12 protein-coding genes are annotated in these 14,295 nt (G+C 49.0%); 7 read left to right on the top strand and 5 right to left on the bottom strand.

The features are described from left to right. Positions 1–148 precede the first annotated feature (148 nt). The gene (locus tag JL719_RS11290) at positions 149–2,083 is read right to left on the bottom strand and encodes a hypothetical protein (protein WP_033156305.1); all 1,935 of its coding nucleotides are present in this window, start codon (positions 2,081–2,083) and stop codon (positions 149–151) included. Positions 2,084–2,376: 293 nt separating this feature from the next. Between JL719_RS11290 and JL719_RS11285 the strand changes: the two genes are divergently transcribed. The 3 genes from JL719_RS11285 (at position 2,377) to JL719_RS11275 (ending at position 5,823) form a co-directional block, all read left to right on the top strand. Continuing rightward, the gene (locus tag JL719_RS11285; RefSeq protein WP_033156306.1) at positions 2,377–3,882 is read left to right on the top strand and encodes a flagellar hook-length control protein FliK; all 1,506 of its coding nucleotides are present in this window, start codon (positions 2,377–2,379) and stop codon (positions 3,880–3,882) included. Positions 3,883–4,021: 139 nt separating this feature from the next. After that, entirely contained in the window at positions 4,022–5,026 is a 1,005-nt protein-coding gene (locus tag JL719_RS11280) for a class 1 fructose-bisphosphatase (RefSeq protein WP_033156307.1), read from the top strand. Between the two features lie 62 nt (positions 5,027–5,088). Further along, positions 5,089–5,823 (top strand): helix-turn-helix domain-containing protein, encoded by a 735-nt coding sequence (locus tag JL719_RS11275; protein ID WP_051669878.1) that lies wholly within the window; start codon positions 5,089–5,091, stop codon positions 5,821–5,823. Between the two features lie 4 nt (positions 5,824–5,827). Here JL719_RS11275 and JL719_RS11270 read toward each other — a convergent pair whose 3' ends face one another. Beyond that, entirely contained in the window at positions 5,828–6,592 is a 765-nt protein-coding gene (locus JL719_RS11270; RefSeq protein WP_033156308.1) for an ABC transporter permease, read from the bottom strand. Then, positions 6,589–7,494, bottom strand: coding sequence for an ABC transporter ATP-binding protein (locus JL719_RS11265; RefSeq protein WP_033156309.1), 906 nt, complete (start codon positions 7,492–7,494; stop codon positions 6,589–6,591). The genes JL719_RS11270 and JL719_RS11265 overlap by 4 nt, the downstream gene beginning before the upstream one ends. Before the next feature lie 118 nt (positions 7,495–7,612). On the opposite strand from JL719_RS11265, the gene ppx reads away from it, so the two are divergent. Together ppx and JL719_RS11255 are read left to right on the top strand one after the other, a co-directional pair. Then, complete coding sequence (gene ppx / locus JL719_RS11260; protein WP_033156310.1) at positions 7,613–9,115, top strand: exopolyphosphatase; 1,503 nt, start codon at positions 7,613–7,615, stop codon at positions 9,113–9,115. After that, positions 9,109–10,344 (top strand): hypothetical protein, encoded by a 1,236-nt coding sequence (locus JL719_RS11255; RefSeq protein ID WP_033156311.1) that lies wholly within the window; start codon positions 9,109–9,111, stop codon positions 10,342–10,344. Before ppx ends, JL719_RS11255 begins: the two co-directional genes overlap by 7 nt. A gap of 75 nt (positions 10,345–10,419) precedes the next feature. On the opposite strand, the gene rpoS is transcribed toward JL719_RS11255, so the two are convergent. Both rpoS and JL719_RS11245 read right to left on the bottom strand, forming a co-directional pair. Next, a complete protein-coding gene (gene rpoS, locus JL719_RS11250; RefSeq protein ID WP_033156312.1) occupies positions 10,420–11,400 on the bottom strand; it encodes an RNA polymerase sigma factor RpoS in 981 nt (326 codons plus the stop codon). Positions 11,401–11,886: 486 nt separating this feature from the next. Continuing rightward, the gene (locus JL719_RS11245; protein ID WP_225893096.1) at positions 11,887–12,366 is read right to left on the bottom strand and encodes a DnaJ domain-containing protein; all 480 of its coding nucleotides are present in this window, start codon (positions 12,364–12,366) and stop codon (positions 11,887–11,889) included. An 89-nt stretch (positions 12,367–12,455) separates the two neighbouring features. Here JL719_RS11245 and mobB point away from each other — a divergent pair, with 89 nt between their 5' ends. Further along, positions 12,456–12,980 (top strand): molybdopterin-guanine dinucleotide biosynthesis protein B, encoded by a 525-nt coding sequence (gene mobB / locus JL719_RS11240; RefSeq protein WP_033156314.1) that lies wholly within the window; start codon positions 12,456–12,458, stop codon positions 12,978–12,980. Next, entirely contained in the window at positions 12,973–14,217 is a 1,245-nt protein-coding gene (moeA, locus tag JL719_RS11235; protein ID WP_033156315.1) for a molybdopterin molybdotransferase MoeA, read from the top strand. Before mobB ends, moeA begins: the two co-directional genes overlap by 8 nt. Positions 14,218–14,295 lie beyond the last annotated feature (78 nt).

The raw sequence follows: 14,295 nt of genomic DNA, 5'->3' as shown, positions 1-14,295 counted from the left end.
ACAGATAACTGCGGGTTAATAGTCCGGCATCGCAGCTTGATCTACGATGCCGTCAATACCAAATTTTACCGCTGCGTCTGCAAACACCCTATTTCGGTGAAGATGATGCCGAAATGTGCTTGAGTCGCTGAAAAAATCGTCCCCATTATTACTTCAAGCCGTACACCTTCAACTGACTGCAAACCGGTAATTGATTGTCCGGCACGGTGCAGTCTGAGGTACCGACCCGATAAATCATCACATACACCCGGCCATTCGCCACCACCGGCGGAATCATCCGCGACATCTTGCCTAAGCCGCCGTTATTGTCGTCGCCGGTGCGAAATAAGCGTTTCAACTTGTTGCCCGGCTCTATCGTGGTCGCATCGTAAGCAATCAGCTGACCTTCGGCGAACTCCTTATTGGCATCGCCGAATTTGGAAAATACCGCCCAAACGACGGCCGAATCGAAATCGATGGCGTGCGCAAAATTATTAGTTGTGGACGGTTTGCCTGATACCATCAACAAGCCGCCGGGCATACCGCCAGGCGATTCGACACCCACCGAGGCCAGGTCATCAGCTTCGGCGCGGAAGGTCGGCAAATTACCGTCTACGGTGGAAAAGTTATAGGTTTTTAAACGCGAGTTTTCGCCCCAAACATAGACGATGCCGCCGCTCTGATCGCGTTGCGCCAAGGCCAGTGAATGGATGTGGTGCATTTTGTTGTTTTCCGGGTCGCCGCATGGCACGAACCAGCCGTGATCGCTATGTCCGGATGCCGGGCACGGTAGGCTACGATTCAGATGCTGAGCCCGGTCCCAGTTTTCCTGAACACCGCCCGCAAAGTAGGTGGCCACCAACGGCGGTTTGGACATCAATTGATTAAAGCGGTCGTTCCGGCCCAAATTCAGTTTATCCAAGGAATAAATGATGCCGTCTTTGGTGCCTTGCAACAGCAGCCGGGAACCCGGCACCAGCATCGGCCCGGCCGCACCGAAATCCCAGTCTGCGCCGGCGGCATGCGCTTGTGCCCTGCCGCAGGACACTTCGGAGTTATTGTCGCTCCATAAACACTTGTCGCCGGCAACGCGCTCATCCAAAAACGCTTTGTAAAAATCCACCTTTTCCAGTTCGGGCCGCGCACCACCGACGCTGGGTTTGAAACGGAGTTTGATCATGCTTTCGGCCAGATCGACATCGCCGTTATTTGAAGTGCCGTTGGAGGTGGCGACATAAATCATGTCGTCTTCGGTGACCGGCGCACCGCCGGCATGCCAGATGCCGGCGCCCCAGGAATTGAATGAGGTGGCGCAAAATATCGCCGCTTGTTTGGAAAAACCGGCTTGGCCGAGCAAGGCCCTAGTGTCGTAAGCCACTACGAAACCATGCGGATTTTTCCGGCCGCCCATCAGCGATTCACCATTGGCGGCGAATGCCATGACCAAACCGTTGTTCTCTGTCAACGCCAGTCCGGCCCGTAGTTTGGGATAGACATATTGCTTGGTTTGATTATTTTGCTTATATGTCGCGCCGGCGTCGTTAAACCAGCAGCCGTTGCCTTCCTGCGACTTGCCGAAGATACGCACCGGTTTACTTTTTTGGCTGCCGTTCAGCGGATTTAAGGCATACACCCAGTAATCGCGGAACCGGCTGTCGTTGTTCTTCTTTTGCCAGGAAGCGACAAACAGTGTGTTGGTGGCAGGGTCAATTATCGGCGTGGCGGAAATACCCCAGGTGGGCGTGTGTTTCCACATATCCATGTCTTGCGAGCTGATTTCCGGGCCGAGTTTAACTTTATAGACGGTTTCGTTGGTACGGGCGTTAATGCCGATGACGTCATTCTTCATGGTGGTGATGATCACTAAATCATCGGCGCCGGCGCCCTTTTCAATCACCAAGGGCTGGGTTTCGACTTTGGCGTTGAAATCGTAAGTGCGCAGCAGCCCGAATTGCTCGGTATTCACGTTAGTTTTATTCAGCGTGAACTCTTGATTATTGGCCGCGGTACGAAAATTATTGCCGGCGCGTTGCGTCACGCTAACCGCCAGCGCGGCATTAACCCAAAAAACCGTAAAGATAAAACCCAATTGCAGCGTTTTCATGGCTCACTCCCCCAGTTGAATGTCAACTGAGCCTAGAGTGCGCGCAAGTGGCTTGTCAAGTTCTTTAAAAATAAAAGTATTTACAGACTCTGGCCTAACACATGGCTTATTTTCTGATACATGTATGCTTACCTGAGCGGTGGCATCAGGTTTTTATGGGCGAACACCGAAAAAGTTTGCCAAAACGCTTACCACAGCGAATCGTAAGGGTGAGTTTTTTATAGTACTCTAGCCACACCGCGAACATTGCGCGGAACAAGCGTAAATCCCGGTTGCGGCGAGGTGAGGATGTCATGGATATAAAGCTGCCTTTAGATGCGAAACTTGTGATGGCTTTGAACAAGTCGAGCGCGCCGCTTGCCGAGCTTAAATTGAATCAAGTGTTAGACGCCAAAATCATTACCAATCAAGTCATGCTGAACACGCTGACTGTCAGCGTCGCCGATAAAACCATGACTTTGCAGAGCCAACAAGCATTGGCTTTGCCACCCGGCCAGACCTTGCAGTTGCAAGTGGTGAAACTTTTGCCGACCCCGGAGCTAAAAATTATCGCCCCGCCACCATCGCAAACGCCCAATACCTCAAACTCAGCGCCGCCCGAAGCACAACTACTCAAATTACTGCCCTCCCCGACCACTCCAGCGCCTGCAACAGCACCTCTAGCCAGCAACCCGCTAGCCACATTAAACCCCGGTGACCATGTACAGGCGCAAATTTTGAATATCGGCAAACATACGCTAACGGTGCAACTGACGCCGGAGCCGAGTGATGCCAAGCAAACCCAAAGCACAGCGTTGCCTGGCGGCGAAAGCCGAGCAGTATTGGATAGCAAACAACTGCAATGGAGCGATCCGGCGGCTAAGTCCACGCTAACCGTCGGTAGCCGCATAGATTTACAAATTCTCAAGAGCGGTGAGCGCCCAGTGCTGAGCGCATCGTTACCGGCACCCTCTATTGACGAACAGATAGCGACGGTGTTCAAGCAGTTATTGCCCGTTCAAGTGCCGCCGCAACAATTTCTGGCGCAACTGGCGCCTCTGATAAAGCCTGCCGAAAGCGATAAAGCCGTAGGCCAATTACTCAAGCAACTGGCCCACGAAATATTGCAGCATATTCCGGACAAAACCAAGCTGTTCGAACCGGCCACTCTCAAGCAAGCCATCGCACAATCCGGCTTGTTTATGGAACGCAATTTGGTCGAGGCAGAGGCAAAACCCGCGTCATTCGTGTTGCCAGACGATTTTAAATTAAAACTGAGCAAGCTGATTGCGCAGTTGGGCTTGGAGCTGGCTGTGCCTAAGGATGAAAATGCGGCTCAGCAGACAGCAAGCGAACTACTGAAAGAAACCTTGCAAAAGGCCCAGGGCAATCTGGCCAAATTGACCTTGGATCAACTCAATTCGCTGCCCAGGGACGATTCGCCAAAACAGGTTTGGATGCTGGAATTACCGTTCTTCAACAAAGCCGAGCCGGAAACATTGCAGCTGATAGTGGAACAAGACAAACAAGCCAACAGTGAGAACGGCCAAAAGAACTGGGTAGTGAGCATTACCATTACCCCTCCCGAACTTGCTACAATACACTGCAAGGTCTCCTGTTACGACGGCAGTATTAACACCCGTTTCTGGAGCGAGTCCACCAGCACCGTGGACAAAATCAATGCGCGTCTGGACTATTTAAGACAACAGTTCGAACAAAAAGGATTAATACCCGGATTTATGGATGTTCAACAAGGGAAACCCTCGCAAACCCATCCACAAACGCTCCCGCCGCAAAGTCTGTTGAGCGAAAAAGTCTGATACCGGGACCGGAATACAGCAATTGGATAAACAAATCTGCCGCGAACCGGCAAACAACTTACTCACCAAGCCAGGCACTAGACTGCCGTGGCTGCCGAAACAACTTCTTACTTTAGCCAACGCTATGGAGAATTAACGCATGTCCCACCAAGTTACCCTGACCCAGTTCATCATCGAGCAGCAGCGCGGGCTACCGGAAGCATCCGGTACGTTCACGCTGCTGCTAAATAACATTGTGACTGCGTGCAAACAGATCTCCCACCGGGTCAATTGCGGCGCTTTAATTGGCGTATTGGGCAGTGCTGAATCCGAAAACGTGCAGGGCGAAGTGCAAAAAAAGCTGGATATTATTACCAACGACATCATGGTCAAGGCTTTGGACTGGAGCGGTTCACTGGGCGGCATGGCATCGGAGGAAATCAACGATCCGATCAAAATCCCCAAACAATATCCAAAGGGCAAATACCTGGTGTTGTTCGATCCCTTGGACGGTTCGTCGAATATCGATATTAACCTGACTGTGGGCACCATTTTTTCGATTCTGCGCTGCCGCGAAGGCGTTGAGCCGGAAACCGAGGATTTTTTACGCAAAGGCACCGAACAAGTGTGCGCCGGTTTTGTGTTGTACGGTCCTTCCACCATGTTGGTCCTAACTACGGGCAATGGTGTGAACGCTTTTACGCTGGATCAGGATATCGGCGAGTTCATTCTGACCCATTGCAATATGAAAATTCCCGAGGACAGCAGCGAGTTTGCCATCAACATGTCCAACCAACGTTTCTGGGAGCCGCCGGTGAAGCGTTATATTGACGAATGTGTCGCCGGCGTCGACGGGTCGCGCGGCAAAGATTTCAATATGCGTTGGGTCGCTTCGCTGGTCGCTGAAGTCTATCGCATCCTCACGCGCGGCGGGGTATTCCTGTATCCGCACGATTTACGCGATCCTTCCAAGCCCGGCAAACTACGACTGATGTATGAGGCCAACCCTATGGCATTTATCATCGAACAAGCCGGCGGGCTGTGTTCCACCGGTCGCGAACGAATTTTAGATCTCAAACCCAGCAGTATTCACCAACGAGTGCCGTTGATTTTAGGTTCTAAATCCGAAGTAGAACGGATAGTTGCCTATCACCAACAAGATTAACCGGTAATCCGTTGCTATGTCGCCGCTTCCTTGAGAAGCGGCAAATTATCAAACCCAACACTATGCTTTCATTGAAAACTCAAGCCCCTGAGCCGATTAAAAATCAAGTCAGTTGCGTTAATTGCAGTCTGGATAATATTTGTTTACCGCGCGGTTTATCGCAAGCCGAAATTAATAACATCAGCCAAGTCGTCAAGGCCCGTAAAACCTTGCAACGCGGCGACTTTATCTACCGCGAAGGCGACAATTTCCGCGGTATTCTGGCAATAAAGTCCGGTAGCGCCAAGTTGGTGGCTAACGATAGCCATGGCAACGAGCATATATTGAATATTCTGTTGCCCGGCGAACTACTGGGCTTCGACGGTCTCTCCGCCGAAAAGCACGGCTGCGCGGCGATTGCGTTGGAAACCATGAGTTTTTGCATCCTACCGGCCGACAATATGGAAGATTTGTTCAAGAACATGCCCAGCCTGACGCGCGAATTGTTTCGGCATACCGGCGAGAAAATGCTGGAGGACAAAAACCAGCTGGTATTGAGCAAACGACCGGCGGAAGAGCGTTTGGCTTATTTTCTGATCAGCTTATCTGAAAGGTTGAAACGGCGCGGATTTTCATCATCTGAATTTAAATTGTCACTCACCCGCCAAGAAATCGGCAATCACTTAGGCTTAGCCTTGGAAACGGTGAGCCGCCTGCTGAAAAAATTCCAGGACGATAATTTGATCGTGGTGCAGAACCGCTTTATCGCAATCAAAGATATTACCGCCTTGCGCAATATGTTGGTGCCATTGGAATAAGCTACTAATTTTTTATACCGATACCTTTGTGCAACAACAGCAAGCTCAGGGCAGTTAAAAACACGATAAAGCCACCCGTCATCGCGAAAGCCAGTTCGATCTCGACATCACTGACCCCGATCATGCCGTAACGAAAGGCATTGATCATGTATAAAATCGGATTGGCTTGCGCGATTTTTTGCCATATTCCCGGCAACATCGCTACCGAATAAAATACACCGCCCAAGTAACTCAACGGCGTCAGTACAAAGTTGGGAATGATGGAAATATCATCAAAACTATCGGCAAACACCGCGTTGATGAAGCCGGCCAGTGCGAACAAGGTTGCAGTCAGCACAAACACCGCAGCGGCGATGTCCCAATGCAAAATCGTAGTATGGGTAAACATCATCGAAATCCCCGCCACCACCACGCCAACCAACACCCCGCGCGCGATGCCGCCGCAGACATAACCGGCCAAAATCACATAATTCGGTACCGGTGCCACCAAGAGTTCTTCGATATGGCGCTGGAATTTAGTGGAATAAAACGAAGACACCACATTGGAATACGAATGGCTGATCACCGACATCAGAATAATGCCGGGCACGATGTAGTCCATGTAGCTGACGCCATGCACCAGGCCTATGCGGTCGCCAATCAATTTGCCGAAGATGAGGAAATACAGTGCCGTGGTAATGGCCGGCGGCAGCAGCGTTTGCGGCCAAATCCGAGTGAAACGGCGGATTTCTTTGAGCAAAATCGTCAAAAAAGCGACTGAGTAGTTCATTGCACCAGATCCAAAAATAATTGTTCCAGTCGATTGGACTTGTTGCGCAGGCTGAGGACTTCGATATGTTGCTCAGATAGCGCCTGGAATAAACGGTTTAGACCGAGACTTTTCGGCACAGCGACGTCTAACACAGTATCGGCACTCAGCACAATTTCACAGCCATCGATTGTCGGTGCTTGAGTTAATGGGCGAGATATATCCAATACAAAATGATCGGTGTGCAAGCGGCTCAACAAACTGCTCATCGCCGATTTCTCGATGATTTGTCCGTTATTGATGATGGCGATATTCCGGCACAGGCTTTCGGCTTCTTCCAGATAATGGGTAGTTAAAATGATGGTGGTACCTTGTTTGTTCACGTCTTGCATCATTTCCCACATCGAGCGGCGGATTTCAATATCCACGCCGGCGGTGGGTTCGTCCAATATTAACAAGCGCGGCGAATGCACCATGGCTCTGGCTATCATCAAGCGCCGCTTCATGCCGCCGGACAAACGTCGGGAAACTACGTCGCGTTTATCCCATAGTTCCATTTGCCGTAAGCATTGTTCGGTGCGCTGTAAGGCTTGCTTACGTGGAATGCCGTAATAGCCGGCCTGGTTCATCACCACGCTCATGCTGGTTTCAAATTGATTGAAGTTAACTTCCTGCGGTACCACACCAATGCAGGTTTTGGCGGCGACATTGTCTTTATCCAAGTCGTGACCGAAGATGCTGACCGATCCGCTGGTTTTGTTGACCAGCGAACTGATGATGCCGATCAAGGTCGATTTGCCGGCGCCATTAGGACCCAACAACGCGAAAAAATCGCCGCGCTGGACCTCGAGATCCACGCCTTTCAAGGCTGCAAAGCCGTTGTTGTAAGTCTTTTTTAGGTTTTGGATGGATAAAGCCGTCATGCTCTGATGTTATAATCCGGGGCAAAGAAATTGACGCGCTATTTAAATATGCGCCAATAAAGCTTTCGGATTTTATCAGAATTCACCGCTCCTCAGCAGCCTGAACAGGATTAGACTCTTGCCACATCAAATACCGACCAGTGTTGCTGCCGTCGATCTGGGTTCCAACAGTTTTCACATGATTATATGCAGCTTGCACAACGGCAAATTGCAAACCATCGACCGCTTGAAAGAAATGGTGCGTCTGGCTGCGGGATTGGATCAACATAAAAATCTCGACCAGATCACGCAAGAACGCGCCTTAGCCTGCCTGGAACGCTTCGGTCACCGCATCCGGGATTTTGCACCCAACAGCGTCTCCATAGTCGGCACCAATACGCTACGCATCGCCAGAAACTCGCAACAATTCATCAACAAGGCCGAAAAAGCTCTGGGGCATCCGATTCATATCATTTCCGGCATTGAGGAAGCGCGCTTAATTTACCAAGGCGTGGCCCACAGCCTGGGCAGCAATGCCAACAACCGCTTTGTGATGGATATCGGCGGCAGTAGCACAGAGTACATTATCGGCCGGGATGATATTGCCCACACTAAAGAAAGCCTGAACATGGGCTGCGTCACTGTTAGCCAGAACTTTTTCAAAAACGGCGAACTGACCAAAAAGGCCTTTCGTAAGGCAGTGCTGTTTGCCGAGCAACATCTCGAACCCTTTCAGAATATGTTCAATGCCAAAAACTGGGAGGAAGCCATTGGCGCTTCCGGCAGCCTGAAGGCGGTCAGCAATGTGTTACAAACCATGGGCTGGAGCAATAACGACATCACCAATGAAGGCTTGGAACAGTTGGTCGCCCACCTCTTAAAACTGAATCGGATCGACGAAATCAGCTTTCCAGCCTTGAGTATCGAGCGGCGGCCGGTGTTTATCGGCGCGGTCGCTATTGTTTATGCCACGTTCAAGACCTTGAATATTCAGCAAATGACGGTTTCGGATGGCGCATTGCGCGAAGGTCTGGTGCAGGATTTACTCGGTAGAATTTACAACGATGACGTTCGTTCGCAGACTAGCCAGACCATTGCCGCACGTTACCACACCGACACATCACACAGCCAACAGCTCAAAGAAACCTTACGTTACATCGCTCAGCAATTAGACGACCACCCTTGCTTTAACGACAATCCTGCCAGTTTACAGTTTTTGGAATGGGCGGCGGAACTCCATGAAATCGGCTTTGAGATTGCCCATAGCCAGTATCACAAGCACAGCGCCTATATTATCGAAAATGGCGATTTGGCGGGGTTTTCCAAACAAGATCAACTGTTGCTGTCTAAGTTGGTGCGCAGCCACCGCAAGAAGCTTAATTTAAGCCGTTTTGAGGATTTGCCGTTTCCTTGGCGCCAACATGCGCCGATCATGGCAGTAGTATTTCGGCTGGCCGCTTTGCTGCACCGCAATCGTAATAGTAAACGCCCGGACTTTAGCATCACGATTAATCGCCACGATATAAAAATCGATTTTCCGGAAAATTGGCTGGAACAAGCGCCCCTGACGCATGCTGATCTCAAACAAGAAATGTATTACCTCAAGGAGGCTCGTTTTAATTTGATCTTCGATCAATGCTGAAATTTCTACTTTACATCCTCCTTTCGCTGGCAATATTGTTCGTAGGCTTACTGTTTTTCGCAATCGACGATACGCCGTTGCTAAAAATCCATCAGGGTTTGAACCGCGAAGACATACAGCGCGCGAAGCAGTTATTGCATGTGGCACCGGAGGAAAGAGGCCAAATTAAAACCGTTAGTTTGGACCAGAAGGACTTGAATATTGCGGTGAGTTATCTATTAAACCATTTTGCGGAAAATACGACGCAAATTCAGATTGTAGATGACAGATTGATGATTCAGATAGCGATATTTGTCCCTAAAAGCCCCTGGGGCAGATATTTGGACTTTAGTTTTAATCTACGACAGGTAGATGACGCCATTTTTATCAAGTCTTTGAAAATTGGTGAAATTTCCATTCCCGATCCCGCCGCAAATCTCCTGATTCCCGCTATCGTGCATAACACGCCGCTAGAGCAGCATTGGCAATTGTTGAGCCTATACGTCAAGAAAGTCCGCATTAGCCCGCAAGCTTTGGAAATCAGTTATCTAGGATCCATCGTCGACGCGGCAAAGCAATTGGCTATCCAAAAGCATCGGGATTACCCAAACCTGCATCGTTATCAACAGCAAATCAACGAAATCGTCAGCCAACATGATCCTAGCTGGCGCTTATCTATTACTGATTTGTTGCAACCTTTATTTTTGACGGCGTATCAACAAACACCGACGGAGGACGCCGTTCAGGAAAATCGCGCGATCATCATTGCTGTCGGCAGCTATATCTATAAACAGGACTTACGCCGCTATCTGCCGCTTGGCTTGGTTTACAGCAAGGAATATCCTGTATTTGCTTATAAGCGAGTGGATATACCGCAGCATTTTATTGCTTCGGCATTATTGGCAATTCTTGATTCCTCATTACTCGGCGAGCAAATAGGCATAGATAAAGAACTGGGAGATGCGCAAAAAGGTAGCGGCTTCAGTTTCATTGATTTGACAGCTGATCGAGCCGGGACTCGATTTGGTCAAATAGCAGTAGCATCAACCGAGAAAGCGAGGGAATTACAAAGAATAATGTCTAGCACTAAAGATTATTCGTCTATTATCCCGGAATTACAGGATTTACCGGAACATATGGACGAAGCGACATTTGTTAGCAAGTTTCATTCGGTAGGAAGTTCTGCATACAACGAACTGATCCAACTAATCGACGACAGGATTAACGGCTTGCCGGTGTATCGATTATAAGTACCTACAGAAGGCACCCAAACCAGATCTGACAAAGTCGCACTACTCTGGTTTGCCGCCTGTTAAATTTTAGTATTAGCTAAAAATCGATTCGAACGAATAGCCACTACTTTCAAGAATTTCTTTGAGACGCTTCAAACCGTCCATTTGTATCTGCCTAACTCTTTCCCGAGTGACACCCAATTCTAGCGCCACCTGTTCCAGAGTTGCGTTTTCGAAGCCGCAAAGACCATATCTGCGGCATATGACTTCGCGCTGTTTTTCGGCAAGCTGATAGACCCAGTAGGTGACGTTATTTTGGATAAAGTCGTCTTGCAAGATTTCAGCAGGATTACGGCTTTCTTCTTCGGAAATTGTCTCAAGTAGGGGTTTGTCAAAGTCCTTACCGAATGACACATCAACAGATGTGACACGCTCGTTGAGTTTCAGCATTTTACTGACGGTTTTAGCCGGTTTATCAAGATGCCGCGCAATCTCGTCGACAGTCGGCTCGTGATCAAGCTGTTGCGCTAAATTCCGCTGCGCTTTCAAATAAATGTTCATTTCTTTAACAATATGAATCGGCAGGCGAATAGTTCTAGTCTGATTCATGATTGCACGCTCTATGGTCTGCCTGATCCACCAGGTTGCATAGGTAGAAAATCTGAAGCCACGATCAGGATCAAACTTTTCCACTGCGCGGATCAGCCCCAAATTACCTTCTTCGATTAAATCGAGTAAAGGGAGCCCGCGATTTAAATAACGCCTGGAAATTTTCACAACCAGGCGTAAATTGCTTTCGATCATAATTTTTCGGGCTTGTGGATCGCCCTGTTGAGTTCGTCTGCCGTAGATTTTTTCTTCATCCGCAGTTAACAGTTGGGATTTACTGAGTTCATTCAGATACGCTCGGGTGGCATCGAAAGTACTCTCATTTTGCGATTCGTTACTTTCTATTTCGGCCAGCTTAAAGGTTTCGTTCGGATCGATTTCGACAACTTCTTCATCGACATCATCAAAAGAAATGAAATCTGGAATATCCATATCTTTAATTACATCTATCGTTTCTTCCATCATGATTAATCTCCCAGGTATTTTGGCTTGCGGAATCGTTTATTTTTATTGGTACGTGTCTCGCCAGATAACTATTAATCCCTTAAAACTATTTAAATGCAGATAAGATTGAAACCCAACAACGAAACCGATATTGCTCACTGCCAAAACCAATTAAGTCAATAGGTCATTCTTAACAACATCATGCCTCTTCGTGTATTTCCGATCCGATCTAATCGAGGGCACTAACCTTAACGGCGAGTGCCAGTATAACTTTAAAAGATTTATCTTATAAATTGAATTTACTGATATTTTTGTGGTCCACATCTCTTTTTTGATTTTTATTCACAGCGACCTCTCAGGTCATTTTTGCGACTAAAATCAGCAAGATCAAACTAAAATCCGAACCACTTCTAAATTATGAAAATAAGAAAGTGATGCGCATCACATATATTTAAAAGAACTGCAAGAACATACAATTCTGAAAGGAGCTTTTTCTGATCGTGCTTCTCAACGACCTAACAATGTTTTTTTGGCTTGATTAATTTGGGCCGCCAAATAATCTGAACCGCCTCGATCAGGATGAAAGCGCGAAATGAGTTTACGGTGGGCCTGAATAATTTCTTCTTCCGTGGCGCCGGGATTAAGCCCCAAAACCTCAAAAGCTTCCGTTGTTGTCATACCCGCTTGTCGAGATGGCCCAGGACCAGGCTTACCATATTGCGGATTGCCGGCTTTGAACCGCCACCAAATGCTATGAAGCTGCGGCGCGTACCTCAATATTAGCGGCATCGAGCGCACTAAAAACGCGAATATTACGCCAAATATCGCCAGCAGACCGCTAAGTTTTCCACTCAGCATCAGTACAAGCAAAATCAGCGCAATCGCAACCCAGGCCAGTTGTTTAAGTCGTTTGCTGCGCAATTCGGCTGGTAGCTTCATAAATCCCGGCAGCATTAAAACTGCCAGTACCAATGCCAACAATATCACTATTCGTATCACCCGTACTCCAAACGCTTTAACCGACGAGCGCCATAATAACTTAGAATACGGCCAGTTCGACAAATGTAGAGAAGTCCATGTCCACCCCTTCAGTCCTCGGCTTCGCGGCCGCCAGCGGCACCGGCAAAACCAGTTTATTGACAAAACTTATCCCGATACTGAAAGCACATAATCTGCAAATCGGTGTAATCAAACACAGTCATCACGACTTCGAGATCGATCAACCCGGTAAAGATAGTTTTCGGCTGCGCGAAGCCGGTGCCAGTCCGGTTATGCTGGTTTCCCGACATCGGCGTGCGTTAATTAGCGAATTGTCGGCAAACGGCGATATTTCGCTGACTGAACAGCTCGCCTTGTTTCCCAACGCAGGCCTGGATTTGATTTTAGTGGAAGGATTCAGGCACGAGAGCTACCCCAAAATTGAGCTGTGCAGACCAAGCCTAGGCAAGCCGCTGCTTTACCCTGGAGACTCCTCGATTATCGCAATAGCAAGCGATCACCCCCTATTAACACCACCCGGCTTACCGTGCCTTGATCTAAACGATGCAGAGGCCGTAGCCAAATTCATTATCGAAATCTTTTTGAAGCGCCCACGTGACTAATATCTGCTACCCCAACAAACACGAGTTATTGAGCGTCGAACAGGCGCTATTGGAAATCCGCAAAACTATCGAGACCGTCAACGACCGCGAGCATATCGATTTGCCGCAGGCACTGGGCCGGGTACTTTCCGACAGCGTGGCGTCTCCTATAGACATTCCACCTAAACGCACGGCGGCCATGGACGGTTACGCATTTGCTGCTGGCGATGTAGCTGCCGGGCAAGCGGCTAAATTGCAAGTAATCGGCATCGCATGGGCCGGACGGCCGTTCTTGGCGCAGCAGAGGCCGGGCCAATGCGTCAGAATATTCACCGGAGCGGTAGTCCCGGAATTTGCGGACAGCGTTATTGCCCAAGAACAAATTGAAATCGATGGTGACACTGTATCACTTCCCCTCGACTGGCAGCCGTATAAAAATATTCGTGCAGCCGGCAGTGACGTTAAACAACATGAAGAATTAATTGCCGCACCGAAAAAGCTGACAGCTCGCGATCTAAGTCTATTAGCCGCCGCCGGCATCGAAAAAATCAGCGTCAAACGCAAACTCAACATTGGCTTTTTTTCGACTGGTGACGAATTGGTCGCACTCGGAGAACCGCTAGCTGTTGGCCAAATCTATGACAGCAACCGCTATTTATTAACCGGACTGCTATCCGAACCAAACCACACAGTCTCGGACTTGGGCATCGTCGCAGACGATCCTTTGAAACTCGAACAAACTTTCAAGGACGCAGCCCAGCACTATGACGTCATCATTTCCACCGGCGGCGCATCGGTTGGCGACGCGGATTTTGTTAAACAAACGCTGGAAAAATGCGGGCAGGTGAACTTCTGGAAACTGGCAATCAAACCCGGCAAACCGCTGGCTTTTGGCAAAATCGGCCGCTGCTGGTTTTTCGGCTTGCCCGGCAATCCGGTTGCCGTATTGGTCACTTACGAGAAATTCGTAAAGCCGGGTTTGGAACAGCTTGCCGGCTTACCAGCTAGACAAGCATTGCGCTTGCGAGTCCGATGCGACAGCCGGTTAAAAAAATCGCCAGGGCGGCAGGAATATCAACGCGGCATCCTTTACCAGCAGGCTGGAGGCGAATTAGCCGTCCGTCTTGCCGGTCAACAAGATTCTCATCAACTAAAAGTAGCCAGTCAGTCCAACTGTTTTATTGTGCTGAATGCCGATAGTACGGGTATAGATGCTGGAGAAATGGTGACAGTAGAGCCATTTTCTGCGGTGTTATAAACAGCTGAATCCCTCCACCCAAGTAACAGCCGGAGTGTTCTGCGCGCTCCGGTTGGAAAACTCGAAACTCAAACAAAT

Origin of the sequence: Methylomonas sp. LW13 (assembly GCF_016865255.1) — a bacterium.
GTDB lineage: Bacteria > Pseudomonadota > Gammaproteobacteria > Methylococcales > Methylomonadaceae > Methylomonas.
This window is presented reverse-complemented; position numbering and strand designations above follow the sequence as displayed.

Excerpts from the sequence above, each read along its gene's own strand:
- rpoS (WP_033156312.1), bottom strand. The coding sequence starts at position 11,400 with ATGATGGAAGAAACGATAGATGTAATTAAAGATATGGATATTCCAGAT.
- JL719_RS11275 (WP_051669878.1), top strand. The coding sequence starts at position 5,089 with ATGCTTTCATTGAAAACTCAAGCCCCTGAGCCGATTAAAAATCAAGTC.
- JL719_RS11285 (WP_033156306.1), top strand. The coding sequence starts at position 2,377 with ATGGATATAAAGCTGCCTTTAGATGCGAAACTTGTGATGGCTTTGAAC.
- JL719_RS11290 (WP_033156305.1), bottom strand. The coding sequence starts at position 2,083 with ATGAAAACGCTGCAATTGGGTTTTATCTTTACGGTTTTTTGGGTTAAT.
- JL719_RS11255 (WP_033156311.1), top strand. The coding sequence starts at position 9,109 with ATGCTGAAATTTCTACTTTACATCCTCCTTTCGCTGGCAATATTGTTC.
- JL719_RS11280 (WP_033156307.1), top strand. The coding sequence starts at position 4,022 with ATGTCCCACCAAGTTACCCTGACCCAGTTCATCATCGAGCAGCAGCGC.
- JL719_RS11270 (WP_033156308.1), bottom strand. The coding sequence starts at position 6,592 with ATGAACTACTCAGTCGCTTTTTTGACGATTTTGCTCAAAGAAATCCGC.
- JL719_RS11265 (WP_033156309.1), bottom strand. The coding sequence starts at position 7,494 with ATGACGGCTTTATCCATCCAAAACCTAAAAAAGACTTACAACAACGGC.
- mobB (WP_033156314.1), top strand. The coding sequence starts at position 12,456 with ATGTCCACCCCTTCAGTCCTCGGCTTCGCGGCCGCCAGCGGCACCGGC.